Source organism: Streptomyces chrestomyceticus JCM 4735, from assembly GCF_003865135.1.
Lineage (GTDB): Bacteria > Actinomycetota > Actinomycetes > Streptomycetales > Streptomycetaceae > Streptomyces > Streptomyces chrestomyceticus.
Genome location: NZ_BHZC01000001.1, coordinates 6804204 through 6823368 on the forward strand (window position 1 = coordinate 6804204; position 19165 = coordinate 6823368).

The window sequence follows — 19165 nt, forward strand, 5'->3', positions numbered from 1 at the left end:
CTCTCGTCTCCTGCCGCCGGATGCCTACAGCCGGTCGGTCACGCCTTCCACGCCACGTAGTTGTTGTACACCGGCGTGGTGATCCGCGTGCCCGAGTTGGTGACCGCGCCGCCGTACGCGTGGATCGCGATGCCGTAGCGGCCGCCGTTGTAGAAGTGGTAGACGGAGCTGCCGCTCTGGCCGCCCGCCGTGTCGATGTCGTAGTACACCTTGCGCGGACCGACGGAGGCGACGCCGCGCGCGTCGTACCACTGCGTACCGGCCGGCTTGTCGCCCGGATACCCGGAGATGTTGCCGACGGTCTTGAGCAGGTCCGCGTCGGACCACACGCCGAAGCCGAACCAGCCGGTGGTGTTGCCCAGGTTGTTGGGCAGGATGATGGCGCCGTAGTCGTAGTTCTCGTCGCCGTTGTTGGCCCAGCCGTTGACGGTACGGAAGCTGGTGCTGGTGACGACGCCGTACGGGAGGGTGTTGCCGTTGCGGCCCGGCATCACGTTGATGCTCTTGACCCAGCCGTCGCGTCCGGCGACGCCGCTGTTCTTGATGTAGACGACGTGTCCCGCGGTGGCCAGCGTGTGCGGGCCGATGAACCAGCCGGTGCCGATCCAGCGGGAGTTGTCCGCCGCGGTGATCAGCAGCGAGCAGTGCACCCGCCACGGGTACACGGACGTGTCGGTGATCTGCACCCGGTCGTCCGGGCCGTGCACGGTCTCGGCGGCGACCGGGGGCGGGCCGAAGGACGCCTCGCCGATGTCCGGCAGCGCCGCGGTCGGGGGCTGCCAGAGCTGCTCGGGCGAACCCTCGGGACGGTTGTAGCCGCGTACGTTCTCCAGACCTTCGCCCGTCGGCCTGGCCGCGTCGCCCTGCGGCCCCTCGGACGGCTGCTGTACGGCCAACTCCTCAGCGGTGAAGACGACTTGCTGTTCCTCCGGCTCGTTCGAGACAGCGGTGTGGAACTCGATCGGCATTGCTGGTCACCGGGCCTCTCGGGTCTCGCGGTGCACTGTGGGAGTTCTCCTCGAAGGAGTCCTCTCCTTGTACTGCGGTCCCGGGAGCCGGACAACGAAAGATGCGGCGAATTCTTGCGGATGGCCCTCTGCTACGTCATCTGTCCCGAACTGCCCCGCCATCAGCACGAGATTCCCACCGAAAACGGGACGCCCCGGCCACAGAGAACTTCCGCATGGAGAACGGGCACGGCCGGACCTTGCGGGCCGGTGCGCGGCGCGCCACGATGCGCGCGACGTGCGCGCGCGGGCGCGGGGGGCGCGGATGCGGGAGGGCCGGGGTATGGCGTGCGGGGCAGCCCGGCGCCAGGGGTACGTACCGGCCTCGCGCGACACGCCGCCGTACGGAGGCGCCCTTGCGCGGCCAGGCACACTGGCGGGCATGACGACGACCTTGCGCATCGGACTCCTCGGCACCGGACCCTGGGCACAGCGCGTGCACGCCCCCGCCCTCGCCGCCCACTCCGGCGTCTCCTTCACGGGCGTCTGGGGACGCCGCCCGGAAGCCGCCGCCGAACTGGCCGCGAGCCACGGCGCCCGCCCGTACGCGACCCCCGAGGACCTGTTCGCCGATACCGACGCCGTCGCCGTCGCGCTGCCGCCGTCCGTCCAGGCGGACCTCGCCGTACGGGCCGCCGAAGCCGGCCGGCACCTGCTCCTGGACAAGCCCGTCGCCACCACCGTCGCCGAAGCGCGCGCGGTGGCCGACGCCGCCGACCGCGCAGGCGTCGCCTCCGTCGTGTTCTTCACCGCGCGCTTCGGCGTCGCGGAGGGGGAGTGGACCGACCGGGCGGCCGCGGCCGGTGGCTGGTTCACCGCGCACGCCGACTGGCTCGGCTCGGTCTTCGCGGCCGACAGCGACAGCCCGTACGTGGACTCCCCCTGGCGCCGCGAGAAGGGCGCCCTGTGGGACGTCGGCCCGCATGTGCTGTCCCTCCTGCTGCCCGTCCTCGGGGACGCGGAACACGTCACGGCCGCCCGGGGCCCCGGCGACACCGTGCTGCTCACGCTGCGGCACGCGGGCGGCGCGGCCAGTTCGGCGACCGTCAGCCTGACCGCCCCGCGCGCGGCCTCCGGAGTCTCCGTCACGCTGCACGGCACCTCGGGCACCACCTCGCTCCCGGGCCGCCAGGACGGCCCGGACGTGGCGTACGAGCGCGCTGTGGACGCGCTGCTCACCGCCGTACGCACCGGTGAACGGCACCCCTGCGACGTACGGTTCGGCCTGCGGGTGACGGAGGTGCTGGCGGCGGCGGAGACGTCGTTGGGGGTGGGTTCGGGAGGCTCCTGAGGGGTGGGTGAGGGCCCGGGGCCTGAGGACCGGGTGAGATCCCGGCGCCCCTCACTTGATCAGCGCGTTCGCCACCGCGATCAGCAGCCCGAGCGCGGCATCGGCGACCCCGATGAGCGCGGCCCCGCGCCTGCGGTAGCCCATCCGCAGCGCGGCGGCAGTGCCCCAGCCGAACAGCAGCGTCGCGTTGAGCGCCAGCCCGGCCGCCGTGGTGGGCCCTTCGGGCCAGCCCCAGCCCCCGGCGGCCAGCAGCAGCATCACGGTGGGCAGCGAGGCGACGACGAGCGGCCACTCGTCGATCAGCCGGTGCCCCAGCGCGTACCAGCGGTGGCCCGCGCTGTTGCCGCGGTGGGTGGACATGTGGTGGGCGTAGCCGTGCGCGAGCGCCGCGGTGGCGGCCGTGACCAGGACCCACAGCGCGTCGTAGACGGGCGTGAACGGCGTTCCCTCGCTCTGCAGGGCCGCCAGCAGCGCACTGGCGAGCACCGTTCCGTACACGCCTCCGAACAGCATGTTGGAACGCACGAAAAGCTCTCTTCCCGCGATGACGCGATACGGAATGGGAATGACGAGCCGTCCACGCTAATCGGCGGGCCCGCTCCTTTCCTCACCGCAACGGGGGAGAAAGAAATGGCCGAAGGTATGACAACGCGTGGCGACGGCGGATTTCCGTACCGCCGCACCGCCCTCCCCCTCATGCCTCCCCGGCTATCGCTACATGCCGGAATTGGTCTTGGAAGGCATGAGAGATCCCGCCTAACGTCGTGCTCGCGCCCTTCGCGCTCCCCCTCCGCACGCATTCCCCATCCGTACGCACTCCGCGCCGCTCCCCGGCCGCGCGCCGGTGCGCCGTACGACAAGGAGGCGCTGTTCATGGCAGCGTTCACGAGTTACGTCGAAAACATCCTCCAGGAACTGGCGGACCACCCGGAACGCCGGGTGCTGACCACCTCCGAGGGGCGGGACGTCACCGCCGCGGAGTTCCACGACAGCGTGCACCGCACGGCGGCGGAACTGGCCGGCCGCGGCATCGGGCGCGGCCACACCGTCTCGATGCTGTCCGGCAACCGGCCGGAAGCGCTGTCCGCCCGGTACGCGGTCAACCTGCTGGGCGCCAGGATCGTCCTGCTGTACGAGGGCCAGGCCCCGGAAACCCAGGCGCGCGTCGTGGAGAGCGCCGAGACCGTCCTGCTCCTCGTCGGTCCGGAATCGGCCGAACCCGCCGCGGAACTGCTCTCCCATCTGGACGGCACCGCGCCGGACGTCCTGCTGCTCGCCCCCGGTGATCCCGGCGACCTCGCCGGCCTGGACGCCGAGGACCTGAGCGCCGCGGCCGCCGCCCGCCCCTCGGGCCGTACGGTCGAGAGCGCCGCCCGTCCCGACGACGACTGGTGCATCCGTTACACGGGCGGCACGACCGGCGTCCCCAAGGGCATCCAGATGGCGCACCGCCCGTACGCGCAGGCGGTCGCGTACCCCTTCGCGTCCGTCGGCGACCCGGCCCGCCTGCTGGTCTGCACCTCGCTCGCCCATCTGGCAGGGCAGTTGTCCGACATGACGCTGGCCGCCGGGGGCAGCGTCGTCCTCCAGGAGGGCTTCGACGCCGGTGCGGTCCTCGCCGCGGTCGCCCGCGAACGCATCACCCACATGTGGCTGCTGCCGCCCCTCCTCTACCACTTGCTCGACCACCCCGATCTGGCCACCACCGACCTCAGCAGCCTCACCCGCATCACCTATGGCGGCTGCCCGGCCTCCCCGTCCCGGCTGCGGCAGGGCCTCGACCTCCTCGGCCCGGTCCTCTACGGCTGGTACGGCCAGTCCGAGGCCCTGCTGCTCACCGAGATGAGCCCCGAGGAGCACGGCCGGACCGGGCAGGGCGGCCAGATCACCGTCGGCCGGCCCGTACCCGGCGTGACCGTCGAGATCCGCGACGAGGACGGCCACCGCCTCCCGCCGGACACCGGCGGCGAGGTGTACGTCCGCTCCGAGGGCATGATGACCGGCTACTGGAAGAAGCCCGAACTGACCGCGCAGGTCATCCGCGACGGCTGGATACGCACCGGCGACGTCGGCTACCTGGACGACGCGGGCTACCTCTACCTGATGGACCGGGTCAAGGACATGGTCATCGTGGTGGGCGGCCACGTCTACCCGGGTGAGCTGGAGGACCTGCTGCACACCCACCCGGACGTCGCGCACTGCGCGGCCTTCGGTGTCCGGACCGCCGACGAGGTGGAAGAGGTGCACGTCGCCGTCGTCCCCACGCCGGGGCGCACGGTCGATCCCGCCGCGATCACCGACTTCGTGGTGGCGCACAAGGGCGCGATGTACGCGCCGCGCGGTGTGCACCAGGTGGACACGATCCCGCTCACATCCGTCGGCAAGCCGGACAAGAAGAGGCTGAAGGCGGAGGTGGTGGAGGGGTAGCGGGGACGGGGCCGGGGGGCGGAGCCGGGCCCGGGGCGCGGCATCCGTCATCAATTCCTCACACAATGCGAGACACGACATCACGAACGGCGCGCACCATGGTCAGCCCCTGCCCCCGCCGTACGCTTTCGACGAGCGTCCGCCCGGCCCCCGCTTCGGAGAACCCGCCCCATGACCCGTGTGCTGCTCATCGAGGACGACCCCGCCGTACGCAAGGGCGTCCACCTCGCGCTGCGCCGGCGCGGGCACGAGGTCGAGACGGCGGCCAGCGGCGAGACCGGGCTCCTCGCGCTGGACCGCTTCCGGCCGGAGCTGGTGCTGCTGGACCTGATGCTGCCCGGCATGAGCGGCCTGGAGGTGTGCCGCCGCATCCGTGAGACGCAGCAGATCCCGATCATCATCCTGTCCGCGCGCGGCGACGACATCGACATGGTGGTGGGGCTGGAGGCCGGCGCGGACGACTACGTGGTCAAACCCGCCGGGGGCGAGGTGCTCCAGGCGCGGATGCGGGCGGTGCTGCGGCGGGTGGCGGGGGAGCCCGGGGGAGGCGCCGCTGCCGGCGCGCCTGGAGCCGCCGCTTCGCCGTCCCGCCCCTCCGCCACGACGTACGGCGCGCTGACCATCGACCGCGCCGCCCTCCTGGTCACCAAGAACGGCCACCCCCTCGTCCTCGCCCCCTCCGAACTGAAGCTGCTGCTCTTCCTCTCCGATGCGCCCGGCCAGGTCTTCAGCCGCCAGCAGCTCCTCGAACAGGTCTGGGAGCACAGCTTCTACGGGGACGTACGGCTGGTGGACGCGTGCGTGATGCGGCTGCGCGCCAGGATCGAGGACGACTCGCGCGCGCCCACGTACGTCCAGACGGTACGGGGGTTCGGCTACCGCTTCGGACCGCTGTGAGCACCGGGCCGTGCCGGCGCGGCACCACGCCGGCACGGGGCAGGGAGCGGCTGACCGCCGCGTACACCCGGTTGCGCGGGCTGCGCACCCGCCTCATCGTCGGCTTTCTCGTCGTCTCCGCGCTCAGTGCGCTGATCACCGCGGCGCTCACCTTCCGGCAGGCCCGTACGGCGATCCTGGCCCGCACGCAGAACACCGCCGTGCACGACCTGCGCGCCCAGTTGCAGTCCCTCGGCCCCGACCTGCCGTTCCCGCCGCAGCGCGAGGACCTGCAGAACCTCGTCGTCCAGCTCGACCGGGCGGGCGGCTCCCGGAACTGGCACACGTACGCGCAGTACAAGGACGGGCCGGTGGTGCCGGGGCCGTGGGGTGCGGGGGACGGCCAGGGGGAGCGCGGGGCACCGCGGGCGCCCGGGAGCGCGGTCTCCGACGGCCTGCGCGCCGCCGTACGGGAGCACCACGCGCCCATCTTCCAACGCGTCGACCGGGGCGGGCGGCCCTGGCTCGCGATCGGCATGCCGGTGGACTTCACGGACCCGGGCGCCCAGGGACGCGGTTCCGAGACGACGCCTTCCCCCTCCTCGCCCTCGCCCTCCCCCTCCGGCACCCCCAAGTCCTCCGGCCTCATCGTCTACGCCGAGTTCGCCCTCACCGACGAGCAGGCCGACATCGCCGCCCTGGTCACCGCCGCCCAGGCCGGCGCACTGCCCGCGCTCGCGCTGGCCGTCGTCCCCGCGCTGTTCGCCGCCCGCCGCGTCCTGCGGCCGGTACGCCGCCTGCGTGAAGCCGCCGAACGCATCACCTCCGGCGAACTGGACACCCGCTCCCCGGTGACCGGCCGCGACGAACTCGCCGACCTCACCGTCACCTTCAACGAGATGGCCCGCGCCCTGGAGAAGGACGACGCCGAACTGCGGCGCATGGAGGCCAACGCGCGGCGCTTCGCCGCCGACGTCTCCCACGAACTGCGCACCCCCCTGGCCGCCATGACCGCCGTCACCGAGGTCCTGGACGAGGACGCGGCCCGGCTGGACCCGGACACCGCCGACGCGGTACGTCTCATCAGCGACGAGACCACCAAGCTCGCCCGCATGGTGGAAGACCTGATCGAGGTCTCGCGCTTCGACGCGGGCGCCGCCGACCTGCTCCTCGACGAGATCGACGTCGCCGTCGCCCTGCGCAAGACGCTCCAGTTGCGCGGCTGGCAGGACCAGGTCGAGACCGCCCTCCCGGAGGGCCTGCGGGTCCGCCTCGACCCCCGCCGTATCGACGTGGTCGTGGCCAACCTGGTCGGCAATGCGCTGCGGCACGGCGGCGCCCCCGTACGGCTGACGGCGCACACGATGCCGGGACGGCTCCGTATCGACGTGGCCGACCAGGGCCCCGGCATCGACCCGGAGGCGCTCCCGCACGTCTTCGACCGCTTCTACAAGGCCGACGCCGCCCGCGCCCGCTCCGCCGGCAGCGGCCTGGGCCTGGCCATCGCGATGGAGAACGTACGGCTGCACGGAGGCACACTGCACGCGGCCAACGGGCCGGGCGGGGGAGCGGTCTTCACGGTGGAACTGCCACTGGACCCGCCAGCGCCCCCGGGTACTTCCGCCCCCACCCCTCCCACCCCCGAGGACCGTTCATGAGGAGCCCGACCCGAGCGGCGGCGGCCACGGCCCCGGCCTCCTACTTGGCGCTCTTCGTCACGATCCTCCTCGTCCCGGCCCTCTTCCTCACCGGCTGCGGCATCGCCCCCACCGGCTACGTCCAGGCAGGCGCCCCCGCCCAGGGCATCCGGCAGCCGGGCACCGACACCTACACCGCCCGGATCTTCTTCCTCTCCCCGCTCGGCATCCACGCCGCCGCCCGCCCGGCCGACGGCCCGGTCGGCCCCCAGGAAGCCCTGGACCTGCTGATGAAGGGGCCCACCGCCGCCGAAAAGGCGCGCGGGCTGGTCAGCGTGGTGCCGCCGATGCCCGGCCGGCTCACCGCCGTCCCCGCGACCGGCGCGGTCAGCGTCCACCTGCCGACCCCGGTGTCCCGGATGGAGGCGGCGGCGATCCACCAGATCGCGTGCACCGCGGCCCACGCCGCCCTCCCCGGCGGCCGCCCGGCCACCCAGGTCGACGTCCGGATGTACGAGCCGGAGAGCCAGGGGCGCCCGTGGACGGTGCGCTGTTCCAGCAACGGACTCGCCCTGCCGGCCGCCGGCCCCGACACCGGGCAGAGCCCCACCCCGGAAAGCACTCCGTAAGCCTCCCCGTACACCTCCCGGACGCCCCTCCGGAAACCTCCCCGCCCCCCACCCCATGAGCCTCCCGGGCCCCCGGCCCCTCGCCCCCGAAGTACTCCCTGACCAGGCGGCTTTGTCAGTGGTCGGCACTAAAATCGGAGGCAGTAAGGAAGCAGTCCAGGACTGCTTCTCCGCTGTCCCAGGAGGTTGCCGATGGCCGTAGCCACACTGTCCACGAGCACCGCGGTCGCGAAGAAGAACACACCGGCCACGAGGGCCGGGAAGGCCACGACGGCCGCGTACGGAAAGACCGCCGCGCGCCGGGTGGTCCGCCGTACGCCGATGGTCAAGAAGCCGCTGCCCGCCGGCCTCCCGCGCGAGTGGTACGAAGCCCACAACCGCCGCCTCAAAGCCATGCGCCTGGCGATAGCCCTGCTCGACGGCGGTGTCTACACCCCGGAACGGGCCCGCAACCGCACCATCCGCACCACCGCGGCCCGGATCGGAGTGCACCCGCCCTCCAACACGACCTGCCGCCTGGTCCGTTCCCTGATCACTGAGAACGCCCGCTGAACCGGCAGGCGACGCGCCGCCGCCTGCGCGCGAACACGAGCGACGACTCCCACCGCCCCTGACCGCCCACGGCCCGGCATCCGCCGCGTACCCCCGACCTGCTCCGGGCCTCCTTCAGCCGCTTCGAGCCGCTCCTACTCCACTCCTGACGTCCTGACCTGACCGGCCCCTCCCGGCCTGACCGGGAGGGGCCACAGCCATGCCCAAAAGCGCAGTTCAGCGCTACCGGCCCCGCGCTTGTGCCATCCCGCCCGCGGTCCGGGGCACCACCCGAGCCGCCGAGGTCCCCAGCCCGGTGGGCCGACCACTCCACCCACCGACCCCCGTACCACCAGTCGCCGTACCGCCCCTCACACCAACACCACCCGCAACGCCGCGCTCCGGCGACGCCCCTGATCCCCCCTTATGACGCCGCAGATCCTCCTCGCCATACCGCCGGCACCCCTGGTGCCAGGTGAGAATCCCGGACATCCAGTTCTCCAGCTCCTTCACATACCCGTTCAGCACTTCCCGCGCCTCGTCCGACAGGTCGAAATCGTCGTACAGCACCGGAAGTTCATCTGCCGCCACATGCTGGAACTCCCGCATGCGGGACGTCATGAGGTCATGGACGATCGCGAGGGCCGTCGGGTAGTCGCAGTCGAAGAAGTTCTGCACCACCAGAACCCCGTTGTGCACTTCGCCCTCGTACTCGATCTCCTTCTGGTACGAGAACACGTCGTTCAGCAGCGTCGCGTAGTCGGCCGCCGCGTTCTCCAGGGAAAGCATCGGACCACTCCGGTACACCTCCTCCGGAACCCGCCGCCCGTGCCCGATACGACTCAGACTCATCGTCATGTCGGAGCCGAACGTCGCCCGCCGCATCTCGATGTAGTCCACCGGGTCGGGAATGTGATGCAGCGCCTGGTTCTCCAGCTCCCAGATCCACCCGGCCGTCATCACCTCGACGGAATCCCGGAACATCTGCCGCGCCGGGGCGTCCATCGACTCCGTCGTACGACGCCACAGATCCGCCAGCCCGCGTTCCATCGCATTCGCCGGCTCCGGAACGGCCGCGCCCTCCGCCACGTCCTCCACGGGCATCAACGCCGAAAGTCGCGCATTGCACGCCTTGGCCCCGGCGATGTCCCGCGTCGCCCCGAACACCACGGGGTAGTAATCGTCCCCGTACGTCCCCCAGGTCAGCCACTGCGACCCCAGGTCCAGTTCTTCCGGCGTCGCGTCGGGGTGCAGCCCGGCAGCGCACAGCGGAAAGTCGTAATCCGCGACCTTATCGGCGCTCCAGATGTCCGACAGCGGCACCCCCACCTGCGGCCGCAGCATCCCCATCCGCTCCGCCCATTCCACCGCGTTCACCCGGGCCCCGTCCAGATGCGGGCTCAGCGTGGTCGCGAACGGCATATAGAAGTCCGGCAACTGCGAGGGCCCCACCTTCCGGTACGGCTGATGCGTGAAGTTCCGCAGCCGCTTGGCCCCCGAGACCGCCATCGCCCGCCGGACATCAACCCCCGAAGTCCCGACCCCTCCAAATACAAACGGCGACCAGCCACCGGAACCTTTGTCTACTGACCCCCCGCCCCCATTCATATACCGACTCGACCTCATATGCCATTCATGCCCACCCGCCTGCCAGTCCTGCAGTCCCTTGGCATAAGCCAGCACGTCCGCACACTCCCGCGGACTCAGCCCCTTCTCCGCGAACAGCACCGGCAGCTCCGTCACCACCGTGTTCTCGAACTGCTGCACCCGAGAGGTGATCAGATCATTGACAGCGTCCGCCGCCTCCTGGGTTCCGCAGCCGAGGAAGTTCTCCAGCACCAGCACCCCATTGCTGAGTTCCCCTTCCTCCTCGGTCTCCCGCTGGTACGAGAACAGATCGTTCCGCAGATGCACCGCGTCCGAGAACGAATCCTTCAGCACCCGCAGCGGCCGCGACCGGGCCACCGTCGCCGGTACCTCGGCCCCCGCCGCGAACTCCACCAGCCCCGCCGACCACGGCGCACCGCCGACCTTCCGGCGCATCTCGATGTATTCGACGGGATTCGGCAACCGCCCCGCGTTGATGTTCGAAAGCTCCCACAGCGACTCGTTCAGCAGATGCTCGGTGTTCTCCCGGAACCGCGCCCGCCACGCCTCGGACATCGAAGGCACCGTCCGCGCCCACAGATCCGCCAGCCCCGCCTCCACCGGATTGGTCGGCTCCGGCACCGCCGCGTCCAGCTCCATCGGCATGAACAGCGGCAGCCGGTCCAGATACGCCTTCCCGCCGACCCGGTCCTGCGTCCGCTTGAACGCCTCCAAAAAATGATCGTCGAAGAAGAAGACCCACACATACCAGTCCGTCACCAGGGACAGCACATCCGCCGAGCAGTCCGGATGCGTATACGCGCACAGCAACGCGTAATCATGCGCATCCAGATCCCCCTCCTCCCAGATCCCCGACCCCTCCAGCATCCCCATCCCGCGGGCCCACTCCTTCGAATGCCCACGCGCCTTCTCCAGATGCGCATTCAACCGCGCCGGATACGGCAGGTAGAACCCCGGCAATTCAAACGGCTGCCCCGCCACTGCAAAATCCTTTCGTCGTCCAACTCTCCTCATCCAACAGGACGCGCGCCCCCACACCCCGCAGGCAGGCCCCCACCCACCTCCCCACACCACCCGCCCAGCGGCCACAGCACTACCCACCCCACCCGCCACTTATCCACCCTCTTGACAGGCTGAAAGCACATATGATTCCGGCCGTGTCCCCCGACAACCCCATCGCACGCATATCCGATTACCGTGCGATCGACGGCTAATCACCGAAGCCCTACCGCCACGCCACTGACCCCTCCCCATACGCTCCGCCCGGCTGGCGCCGACTCCGGGCGGCGTAATCTCGACATCGACCACCGACCACCGGAGTCAGCCGATGACCTACGGACACGACTCGGACACCGCGCCCCGCATCGGACGGAACATCGCCCGGGCCCGCAAAGCCCGTGGCCTGACACAGTCGCTGCTGGCTCAGCGCATTCCGTGCTCGAAGTCCCTGGTGGCGCAGGTGGAACGGGGCCACAAGCCGGCCTCGCCCTCCTTCACCGCCGGGGCCGCCCGGGCGTTGAACGTACGGCTGGGCCAGCTCACCGGCCAGCCCTACGAAGACCCCCACCGGGGACGCGTCCACACGACGATTCCCGGCATTCAACGCTCCATGCTGAGCTGGGACTTACCCGAAGAGGACCTGCCGGCCCGCTCCCTCGACGCGCTCGCCGCCGATGTCGCACGCATCTCCGCCTTGGGCCGCAAGGCGCGGTACGGACAGCTCGGCGAAGCCCTTCCCGCGCTGCTCGACGAATTGGCGGTCGCCTGTCACACGGCGGTCGGCGCGGACCGCCGACGAGGTTTCGGCCTGCTTGCCGAGGCGTACTCCAGCGTGACGGCCATCGCGTACGTACTCGGCCTCTTCGACCTGCGCTCCCAAGCCATGGACCGAGTCCAGTGGGCAGCGCGCGAGTCCGACGATCACCTGCGGATCGCCCGCACACAGTGGCAGCGCTCGACGCTGTTCCTCCACGAGGCCGCGTACAGCCAAGGCAGGAAATTGCTGGACCGCGTACGTCATGACCTCGGCGAGGACATCGCGCACATGGACCCGGCCACGCTCAGCGTGCACGGCGCCTCCCACCTCCGCGCGGCGATATTCGCCGCACGAACCTCCGATGCGAGTGGCGCACACGAACACCTGGACGCGGCCGCCGACGCCGCCAGGCTGCTGGGCGAGGATGCCAACCACTACGGCTTGGAATTCGGACCGACCAACATCGCGATACATCGCCTCGGTGTTGCCGTGGAGACGTACGACGGTCCCGAAGTCATTCGCCTGACGCGAACCACGCACCTGCCGAGCGCGGTTGCGCCCGTAAGGGCCGGCCACTGGTACATCGACGCTGCAAAGGGGTTGCTCGATCACGGACAGCGCGAAAAGGCATTCAGCGCTCTCCAGGCGGCACGACGAGTCGCACCGCAGCAGACGCGCAACCATCCGCAGGTGCGCGAGACGGTCCGGACCCTGATCGAACTGGAGCGCTACAGCAAACACGCACTCTCCGGCTTCGCCGCATGGGCCGGCATCACCTGATGTTTCACAGCTCGTGAAACTCGGCAGGGGGCCGGCTGGCCACCATGTGACTGACTGAATGTCACCTGGCACTTGGAGCTTGTATGCCTGACCCTGTCCCTAACCGCAGCACACATCAGCTCGTACGTGAATGCTGCCGCTGCGAGCGCGTCACCGAGAGTCCCGTCCTCATTGCCATGGTCGAGGCAGCCAGCGGTCCGGGTTGGAACATCTTCGCGTGCCCCGACTGCGCATCCTCAGTTCCTTCTCAGCCGGAATCAGGGGTGGCTTGGTGAATACGCCTACGCCGCGCAGTCGCTCAAAGAGCGACTGGGCGATCGGACGAGCCTCCGGCCGAGCAATCCGCCGCACCGAAGACGACTGCTTGGCCCTGCCGCTGTGCCTTTCCCGGGACGATGCCGACGTGCTCGTCGAGCTCATCATGACGCCCGCCGAAGGCGAACTACTGCACGCTGCCTTGTGCCACGCGCTCGACGGACATCTACCACCCCTGGACGCCCCGGAGTGCCGTAAGGGCGTGCTGAAAAACCTGTATCACCGATAGCCGTACACATGGTGGTGCCCCCGGCCACGTGGCCGGGGGCGAACTCCTTCGCTGCCCGCCCTGAGCCAGAGACCTCACTGCGCCCCTGACTCGCTAGGCGGTAGCTCCGGGTGCGGAGCCGCTCTCTCGGCTTCTCCCAGTGAAGCGGCGAGGATGCGGCAGATCTCAAATCGTTGCCCTGGGTCACAGTCTTCTGTGAGTCGCTCCAGTCGTCGAAGAACCGCCACGTCCCGCCCGCAGCGAGCGATGACGCCCAGAATCACGCATGCTGACACCACGAGCAGCACCACGGACACGCTCATGACTCGTAACGCTTCCTGATGTGCTGTGCGACTTCCTCCGCCTCGCGACCGTAGAGGCACGAACTGTGGCGGTTCAAGATGACTGTGCGATCACCGAGATGGGCAGAGTGCCGAGAGACCAACTCGATGGCCTTTTCCCGCGGCAAACCATCGGCGAAGCCGTGAGCCAGGAGGTTCCCGCAGAGAGTTTCTACGGTGTCACCGCAGCACCATTCGATGACGAGATCGCCGGAGTGATGCGTGTAGCAGTTGGCGAACCCATGTGGTTCGGCTGTCCTGTTGACTAGCTGGGGCCGGCGCAGAATCCGACTCAGCAGCACGTCGCGGATTCGCAGATTTACGAGCGCTCTGCGGTTCGCCCACGCGTCAGCCTCCTGCCTCTCATCGCGAGAGAGGCCACCAGGAACTCTCTTCCACAGAAGCACCTCGCCGTCGCGTGCGGACGGCAGACGGGTGGGGGCACCGTCGGTACGCGTCACAGTGACGTACGCCGAGCTGTCCGCGTCGCGGAGAACAAACTGCCTGCCGCTGCCCTGGACGCGCAGGCCAGGGATCCCACGGACGCCACCGTAAACATGGTCGAAACGGGGGAGGAGCTCACGGATAACCTCGTCCGCCATGCCGGGCTCCAAGGTCAGCCTCAGGCTCTGTCCTTCTGGCTCTGCCTTTCGCACACCAAGAAGAGCGCCATTGAGCTGACGATCCTGGAAGTTGCTAGCCAGCACATGGGCCATGTGTGCTTCCAGGCGGCGCTGGTGTGGGTTGGAGGAGTCCTTGATCGAGGAACCAAGGTAGACATTGGCCTGCTGCGCCAGCCTGGAAGCAGTCGGGAGTTTCAGTGACGACTGGTCGCGGATCTTCTTGGCCAGCCGGGTGGTATTGCGTGACCTGGACATGCGTTGCCCCTTCCGCGTGCCGCCCGGCGACGACAGGAGAGACAGAACGGATGTCCTGATGCGTACTGACTGCCAACTGCGGGTGACTCTCAAGAGCCCGTTGCTCGCTCCGGCGCCGAGACCGGATGTAGCGAGACGCACTGCCGCAGCAGCGCCACGGATACGCTACACCCACGTCTTGTGCCTGAGAAGGAAGCGAACCGCCGTTCGGCGATTCGAGCGTCGTAGATTCCCAGGAAGTGGCAAGACGGCATAATGCTCGCCGACCTGGCCGACGAAGGGGCCCCGGCTCGGCCGGCCATTGTCGACCAGGCCACATCACTCAAGATCGCCCACGCTATCCACGGCGCTTGGGGCTTGCTTGCCGGTTCTGTCGCCATTCCCGAGGAGTTGGTGGAGACTTTGTCTTGCCGCGCGTCGCGGCCGAACGAAAGCCGCCCGGCAGCATGACCTGAAAGGGGGCCTCGTGACGAGTTCAGTTCCGTGGAAAGAGCGCCTGTCCGCCGGCACGGAAGCGGTGCAGGACGACGTGATCGGCTGGTACCAGGACACGCGAGAGGGCTTGGCATACGTGCCCACGATGGTCTGGGGAACTCTCCAGACCGAGGCATACGCCACCGTGATCCTGAGGCAGGTCGTTGACTTTCTCGGCGTACCGGACGATGTCCCAGCCGGGGTCGCCAAGCGCATGCGGCGGCAGGAGGTGCTGCACGACAGCGACCACCACTACGACGTGATCCTTGGCGAGCAGGCGCTCTATACGAACGTCGGCGGGCCCGATGTCATGGGAGCACAGATCGACCGTCTTCTCCGCGACATCGACCTCCCCTCCCTCAGCCTGGGCATCTTGCCCGCAGCCGCGCCGGTGGACATGTTCCCTGTCCACGCCTTCAACATCTACGGCCACCCGGACAGGGCCCACGTGGAGCTGGTCTCCTCCACCGTGGACGTCACTGAGCAAGGCGAACTCGATCTCTACCGGAAAGCGTTCGATCTGTTGCGCCGCGGAGCTGTCTATGAAGATGCCGCCAAGGAGCTTCTACGAAAGGCCCGCTCCTTCTGGACCCGTGCTCCGCTCCGCACGGGCGGCTGACCGGCGGCAAGAAGGCAGCCGCCGCACACGGAGTCTGGACGAAGAACCAGCGAGGGCCGCTACCCGAATTCGGAGTAGCGGCCCTCGGCCTGGGATTACGTCAGAGAGCCGCCAGGGCGGCGCCCATTCCGCAGTTCACGTTCTGCTTCCGGCTCGTCTTCCCGGATTTCCCGACCCCGTCCTTTAGAGATCGAAGTACAGCTCGAACTCGTGCGGGTGCGGGCGGAGCTGGATCGGGGCGATTTCGTTGGTGCGCTTGTAGTCGATCCAGGTCTCGATGAGGTCGGAGGTGAAGACGCCGCCCTGCTGGAGGTACTCGTTGTCGGCTTCCAGGGCGTCGAGGACGGCCGGGAGGCTGGTGGGGACCTGGGGGACGCCCGCGTGTTCCTCGGGGGCGAGCTCGTAGAGGTCCTTGTCGATCGGCTCGGCGGGCTCGATCTTGTTCTTGACGCCGTCCAGGCCCGCGAGGAGGAGGGCGGAGAAGGCGAGGTACGGGTTCGAGGACGGGTCCGGGGCGCGGAACTCGACGCGCTTGGCCTTCGGGTTGGAACCCGTGATCGGGATGCGCATCGCGGCGGAGCGGTTGCGCTGCGAGTAGACCAGGTTGACCGGGGCCTCGAAGCCGGGGACCAGGCGGTGGTAGGAGTTCACCGTCGGGTTGGTGAAGGCGAGGAGCGAGGGGGCGTGCTTGAGGATGCCGCCGATGTAGTAGCGGGCGGTGTCCGAGAGGCCCGCGTAGCCCTGCTCGTCGTAGAAGAGGGGCTCGCCGCCGGTCCACAGGGACTGGTGGACGTGCATGCCGGAGCCGTTGTCGCCGAAGATCGGCTTGGGCATGAAGGTGGCGGTCTTGCCGTTGCGCCAGGCGACGTTCTTCACGATGTACTTGAAGAGCATCAGGTCGTCGGCGGCGGCGAGGAGCGTGTTGAACTTGTAGTTGATCTCCGCCTGGCCGGCCGTGCCGACCTCGTGGTGCTGGCGCTCGACCTTCAGGCCGGCCGCGTCCAGCTCCAGGGAGATCTCGGCGCGCAGGTCGGCGAAGTGGTCGACCGGGGGAGCCGGGAAGTAGCCGCCCTTGTAGCGGACCTTGTAACCGCGGTTGTTGACCTCGGAGCCGGTGTTCCAGGCGCCGGCCTCGGAGTCGATGTGGTAGAAGGACTGGTTCGCCGACGTCTCGAAGCGGACGTTGTCGAAGACGTAGAACTCCGCCTCCGGGCCGAAGAACGCGGTGTCGGCGATGCCGGTGGAGGCGAGGTACGCCTCGGCCTTCTTCGCCACGTTGCGCGGGTCACGGCTGTACTGCTCGCCGGTGATCGGGTCGTGGATGAAGAAGTTGATGTTGAGGGTCTTGTCGCGGCGGAACGGGTCCACGCGGGCGGTGGAGAGGTCGGCGCGCAGGGCCATGTCGGACTCGTGGATGGCCTGGAAGCCGCGGATCGAGGAGCCGTCGAAGGCGAGCTCCTCGGTCGGGTCGAACGCCTCCGCCGGAACCGTGAAGTGCTGCATCACACCGGGCAGGTCGCAGAACCGGACGTCGACGAACTTGACGTCCTCGTCCGCGATGAACTTCTTGGCCTCATCGGCGTTCTGGAACATCCAACTCCTCCTAGCCCGGTCACCGGCGGTCGGCGGACGCGGGATTGCTACGCGGAGCGCACCATGTGCGGTGGCGCGCTTGCCCGACCATAGGCAGGCGGGATTTCCCAAGCATGACCCATTTGTTTCGCCGAGGTTAACCGCCGCGCGGCCCGTATGGAGCGGTGATGTGCGGGGGCAAGGGGTGGTGGAATTGATCATTCCGGGGGAGGCCGGACGCCGGCCGAAACCTGGCTGAGCACGGCTGCGTGCGGTGAGAAGGGGGCGGGGCCGGGCGGAGCCGTATGCGTCGCGCCGTGTGGCGGGGGCGTCGCGCGGTGGTCCCCGGTACGGCCCTCCGGCGCCCTCGGCGGCGCCCCGCGAGCGGGCGAACGTATGCGGTCGCAGTACCGTGGACGGGTGGACAACAGGCAAGCAATCGGATCGTGGATCTCCGGGCCCCGCGCGGCGGCCGAGGACATGGGTGTCGAGTTCGGCTACCGGGGACAGCAGCTCGGGCTGCCCGAGGAGGGACCGGGCTCGATCGCGCGTCCCGGCCGGCGGTTCGCCGCCCTCTTCATCGACTGGGCCCTGTGCACGCTCGTCGCGTACGGGCTGCTCAGCCACGGCCGGGCCGAGTCGACGAGCAACTGGGCGCTGGCCGTCTTCGTGGTGCTCAGCGTGCTGACGGTCGGGACCGTGGGCTTCACGCCGGGCAAGCGGCTGCTGGGCCTGCGGGTGGTCGCGGAGGGCGGCGGACGGCTGCCCCTGCTGCGCGTGGTACTGCGGACGGTGCTGCTGGCCGTGGTCATCCCGGCGGTCATCTGGGACCGCGACGGCCGCGGCCTCCACGACCGGCTGGCCCGCGCCGTACAGGTGCGGATCTGAGGCGAGGCGAGACGGGCGGGACGTACGGGGCGTACCTCCGTACGGGCACCCCAGGATCCCCACGAGTCTCCCGAAACCCCGAGGGGCCCAGGACCACAAGGTCCTGGGCCCCTCGGCCGTTCCGGTGACGCGGCTGCGCGCGGCACGCGCCACACGCGCGGTCGCGCCTCAGCGCATCTTGCCGCCGCCGCCCTTCGGCATCCGCATGCCCTTCGGCATCGGCCCCTTCGGCACCGGCATGTTGCTCATCAGGTCGCCCAGCGCGCGCAGGCGGTCGTTGGTGGCCGTGACCTGGGCGCCCTGCAGGGTGCGCGGGAGCTTCAGGAGGGTCGTACGGATCTTCTTGAGCGGGACCTGGCCCTCGCCGTCGCCGACCACGAAGTCGTGGACCGGGGCGTCGGCGACGATCCGGGCCATCCGCTTCTTCTCGGCGGCCAGCAGGCCGCGTACGCGGTTCGGGTTGCCCTCGCCGACCAGGACGATGCCCGCCTTGCCGACGGCGCGGTGCACGACGTCCTGCTGGCGGTTCATCGCCACCGCCGGGGTGACGGTCCAGCCGCGGCCCACGTTGTCCAGTACGGCCGCCGCCGCGCCGGGCTGGCCCTCCATCTGTCCGAAGGCGGCCCGCTCGGCACGGCGGCCGAAGATGATCGCCATCGCGAGGAAGGCCAGGACGAATCCCAGGATGCCCAGGTAGACGGGGTGGCCGATCAGGAAGCCGAGGACGAGGAGAACGCCGAAAACGACGATGCCCACGCCGGCGACGACAAGACCGACCTTGGGGTCGACCCGACGGGTCATCTTGTAGGTCTGGGCGATCTGCTTCAGTCGCCCGGGGTTCGCAGCGCCCTCAGCGCTGTCTGCTTGTGCCTTCCTCGCCATGGGGCGCAGTTTACGTGGCGTTCGGACCCTCGGTCGCCGCGGCCTCCAGTACGTGCTGGGCCTCGCGCCGGTCCCTGGCGCGGCGGCGGTCCTCCAGCACCGATGTCCACGCGTTCCGGCGGGCGGTGCGCTGGCCTCCGCGCATCAGTACGGACTCCACCGCGCGCAGGGCGTCGGTGACCGACGGGAGGGGGAGAACGGCGGTGGCGCGAGCGGGCGCGGCCTGCATGGCGGGTTCCCCTTCTGGAGGAATGGTGGACGCGTTCTGTGAAGCCATCGTTACAGATCGGTGTTACCAACTGATGACCCGCCGGTCAAACACCGATGAAACGTTGACGCGGCCCGCACCGCCCCTGCCTGGGGAAGTACGGGCCGCGTCATGACACTCTGTGCCACGTTTCACAGTCCGGTCCATGGGCCGTACGGCCCTGTTAGGGGCAGGACGG

18 protein-coding genes are annotated in these 19165 nt (G+C 69.6%); 11 read left to right on the forward strand and 7 right to left on the reverse strand.

All coding sequences use genetic code 11. The features are described from left to right. Positions 1 to 38: 38 nt before the first annotated feature. Entirely contained in the window at positions 39 to 968 is a 930-nt protein-coding gene (locus EJG53_RS29815) for a trypsin-like serine peptidase (protein WP_125047476.1), read from the reverse strand. A gap of 421 nt (positions 969 to 1389) precedes the next feature. Between EJG53_RS29815 and EJG53_RS29820 the strand changes: the two genes are divergently transcribed. After that, positions 1390 to 2298, forward strand: coding sequence for a Gfo/Idh/MocA family protein (locus tag EJG53_RS29820; RefSeq protein WP_174856476.1), 909 nt, complete (start codon positions 1390 to 1392; stop codon positions 2296 to 2298). Positions 2299 to 2349: 51 nt separating this feature from the next. Here the strand turns inward: EJG53_RS29820 and EJG53_RS29825 are convergent, their stop codons facing one another. After that, positions 2350 to 2823 carry a hypothetical protein gene (locus EJG53_RS29825; protein WP_125047477.1) on the reverse strand — a complete coding sequence of 158 codons (474 nt, stop codon included), beginning with the start codon at positions 2821 to 2823 and terminating at the stop codon, positions 2350 to 2352. A 348-nt stretch (positions 2824 to 3171) separates the two neighbouring features. Here EJG53_RS29825 and EJG53_RS29830 point away from each other — a divergent pair, with 348 nt between their 5' ends. From EJG53_RS29830 to EJG53_RS42865, 5 genes are all read left to right on the forward strand, one after another. Beyond that, positions 3172 to 4725, forward strand: a complete 1554-nt coding sequence (locus tag EJG53_RS29830) for an AMP-binding protein (protein WP_125047478.1) — start codon at positions 3172 to 3174, stop codon at positions 4723 to 4725. A 171-nt stretch (positions 4726 to 4896) separates the two neighbouring features. Beyond that, positions 4897 to 5622 carry a response regulator transcription factor gene (locus EJG53_RS29835; RefSeq protein ID WP_125047479.1) on the forward strand — a complete coding sequence of 242 codons (726 nt, stop codon included), beginning with the start codon at positions 4897 to 4899 and terminating at the stop codon, positions 5620 to 5622. Then, positions 5619 to 7259 (forward strand): sensor histidine kinase, encoded by a 1641-nt coding sequence (locus tag EJG53_RS29840; RefSeq protein ID WP_125047480.1) that lies wholly within the window; start codon positions 5619 to 5621, stop codon positions 7257 to 7259. The genes EJG53_RS29835 and EJG53_RS29840 overlap by 4 nt, the downstream gene beginning before the upstream one ends. Continuing rightward, positions 7256 to 7867: a hypothetical protein gene (locus EJG53_RS29845; protein ID WP_174856477.1), complete on the forward strand. Its 612-nt coding sequence runs from the start codon at positions 7256 to 7258 to the stop codon at positions 7865 to 7867. The genes EJG53_RS29840 and EJG53_RS29845 overlap by 4 nt, the downstream gene beginning before the upstream one ends. A gap of 192 nt (positions 7868 to 8059) precedes the next feature. After that, a complete protein-coding gene (locus tag EJG53_RS42865) occupies positions 8060 to 8419 on the forward strand; it encodes a hypothetical protein (protein WP_244955401.1) in 360 nt (119 codons plus the stop codon). A gap of 222 nt (positions 8420 to 8641) precedes the next feature. Here the strand turns inward: EJG53_RS42865 and EJG53_RS29855 are convergent, their stop codons facing one another. Beyond that, on the reverse strand, positions 8642 to 10987 hold the full coding sequence (locus tag EJG53_RS29855) for a terpene synthase family protein (protein ID WP_359132179.1): 2346 nt from the start codon (positions 10985 to 10987) through the stop codon (positions 8642 to 8644). A 346-nt stretch (positions 10988 to 11333) separates the two neighbouring features. Between EJG53_RS29855 and EJG53_RS29860 the strand changes: the two genes are divergently transcribed. Both EJG53_RS29860 and EJG53_RS29870 read left to right on the forward strand, forming a co-directional pair. Then, positions 11334 to 12542, forward strand: coding sequence for a helix-turn-helix domain-containing protein (locus EJG53_RS29860; protein ID WP_125047481.1), 1209 nt, complete (start codon positions 11334 to 11336; stop codon positions 12540 to 12542). Positions 12543 to 12759: 217 nt separating this feature from the next. Then, complete coding sequence (locus tag EJG53_RS29870; RefSeq protein WP_244955402.1) at positions 12760 to 13086, forward strand: hypothetical protein; 327 nt, start codon at positions 12760 to 12762, stop codon at positions 13084 to 13086. Between the two features lie 298 nt (positions 13087 to 13384). On the opposite strand, the gene EJG53_RS29875 is transcribed toward EJG53_RS29870, so the two are convergent. Beyond that, entirely contained in the window at positions 13385 to 14284 is a 900-nt protein-coding gene (locus tag EJG53_RS29875) for a hypothetical protein (RefSeq protein ID WP_125047484.1), read from the reverse strand. Positions 14285 to 14539: 255 nt separating this feature from the next. Here EJG53_RS29875 and EJG53_RS29880 point away from each other — a divergent pair, with 255 nt between their 5' ends. Both EJG53_RS29880 and EJG53_RS29885 read left to right on the forward strand, forming a co-directional pair. Continuing rightward, entirely contained in the window at positions 14540 to 14734 is a 195-nt protein-coding gene (locus EJG53_RS29880; RefSeq protein WP_125047485.1) for a hypothetical protein, read from the forward strand. A 16-nt stretch (positions 14735 to 14750) separates the two neighbouring features. Beyond that, positions 14751 to 15377: a DUF5753 domain-containing protein gene (locus EJG53_RS29885; protein WP_125047486.1), complete on the forward strand. Its 627-nt coding sequence runs from the start codon at positions 14751 to 14753 to the stop codon at positions 15375 to 15377. A gap of 183 nt (positions 15378 to 15560) precedes the next feature. Here EJG53_RS29885 and glnA read toward each other — a convergent pair whose 3' ends face one another. After that, positions 15561 to 16970: a type I glutamate--ammonia ligase gene (glnA, locus tag EJG53_RS29890; RefSeq protein WP_030022007.1), complete on the reverse strand. Its 1410-nt coding sequence runs from the start codon at positions 16968 to 16970 to the stop codon at positions 15561 to 15563. Positions 16971 to 17369: 399 nt separating this feature from the next. Here glnA and EJG53_RS29895 point away from each other — a divergent pair, with 399 nt between their 5' ends. Continuing rightward, positions 17370 to 17837 carry an RDD family protein gene (locus EJG53_RS29895; RefSeq protein ID WP_125047487.1) on the forward strand — a complete coding sequence of 156 codons (468 nt, stop codon included), beginning with the start codon at positions 17370 to 17372 and terminating at the stop codon, positions 17835 to 17837. Between the two features lie 168 nt (positions 17838 to 18005). Here the strand turns inward: EJG53_RS29895 and EJG53_RS29900 are convergent, their stop codons facing one another. Together EJG53_RS29900 and EJG53_RS29905 are read right to left on the reverse strand one after the other, a co-directional pair. After that, positions 18006 to 18719 (reverse strand): DUF4191 domain-containing protein, encoded by a 714-nt coding sequence (locus EJG53_RS29900; protein WP_125047488.1) that lies wholly within the window; start codon positions 18717 to 18719, stop codon positions 18006 to 18008. 10 nt (positions 18720 to 18729) lie between these two features. Then, entirely contained in the window at positions 18730 to 18948 is a 219-nt protein-coding gene (locus EJG53_RS29905) for an SCO2195 family GlnR-regulated protein (protein ID WP_031004195.1), read from the reverse strand. Positions 18949 to 19165 lie beyond the last annotated feature (217 nt).

Excerpts from the sequence above, each read along its gene's own strand:
- EJG53_RS29880 (WP_125047485.1), top strand. The coding sequence starts at position 14,540 with ATGCTCGCCGACCTGGCCGACGAAGGGGCCCCGGCTCGGCCGGCCATT.
- EJG53_RS29845 (WP_174856477.1), top strand. The coding sequence starts at position 7,256 with ATGAGGAGCCCGACCCGAGCGGCGGCGGCCACGGCCCCGGCCTCCTAC.
- EJG53_RS29900 (WP_125047488.1), bottom strand. The coding sequence starts at position 18,719 with ATGGCGAGGAAGGCACAAGCAGACAGCGCTGAGGGCGCTGCGAACCCC.
- EJG53_RS29875 (WP_125047484.1), bottom strand. The coding sequence starts at position 14,284 with ATGTCCAGGTCACGCAATACCACCCGGCTGGCCAAGAAGATCCGCGAC.
- EJG53_RS29860 (WP_125047481.1), top strand. The coding sequence starts at position 11,334 with ATGACCTACGGACACGACTCGGACACCGCGCCCCGCATCGGACGGAAC.
- glnA (WP_030022007.1), bottom strand. The coding sequence starts at position 16,970 with ATGTTCCAGAACGCCGATGAGGCCAAGAAGTTCATCGCGGACGAGGAC.
- EJG53_RS29815 (WP_125047476.1), bottom strand. The coding sequence starts at position 968 with ATGCCGATCGAGTTCCACACCGCTGTCTCGAACGAGCCGGAGGAACAG.
- EJG53_RS29830 (WP_125047478.1), top strand. The coding sequence starts at position 3,172 with ATGGCAGCGTTCACGAGTTACGTCGAAAACATCCTCCAGGAACTGGCG.
- EJG53_RS29905 (WP_031004195.1), bottom strand. The coding sequence starts at position 18,948 with ATGCAGGCCGCGCCCGCTCGCGCCACCGCCGTTCTCCCCCTCCCGTCG.
- EJG53_RS29835 (WP_125047479.1), top strand. The coding sequence starts at position 4,897 with ATGACCCGTGTGCTGCTCATCGAGGACGACCCCGCCGTACGCAAGGGC.
- EJG53_RS29820 (WP_174856476.1), top strand. The coding sequence starts at position 1,390 with ATGACGACGACCTTGCGCATCGGACTCCTCGGCACCGGACCCTGGGCA.
- EJG53_RS42865 (WP_244955401.1), top strand. The coding sequence starts at position 8,060 with ATGGCCGTAGCCACACTGTCCACGAGCACCGCGGTCGCGAAGAAGAAC.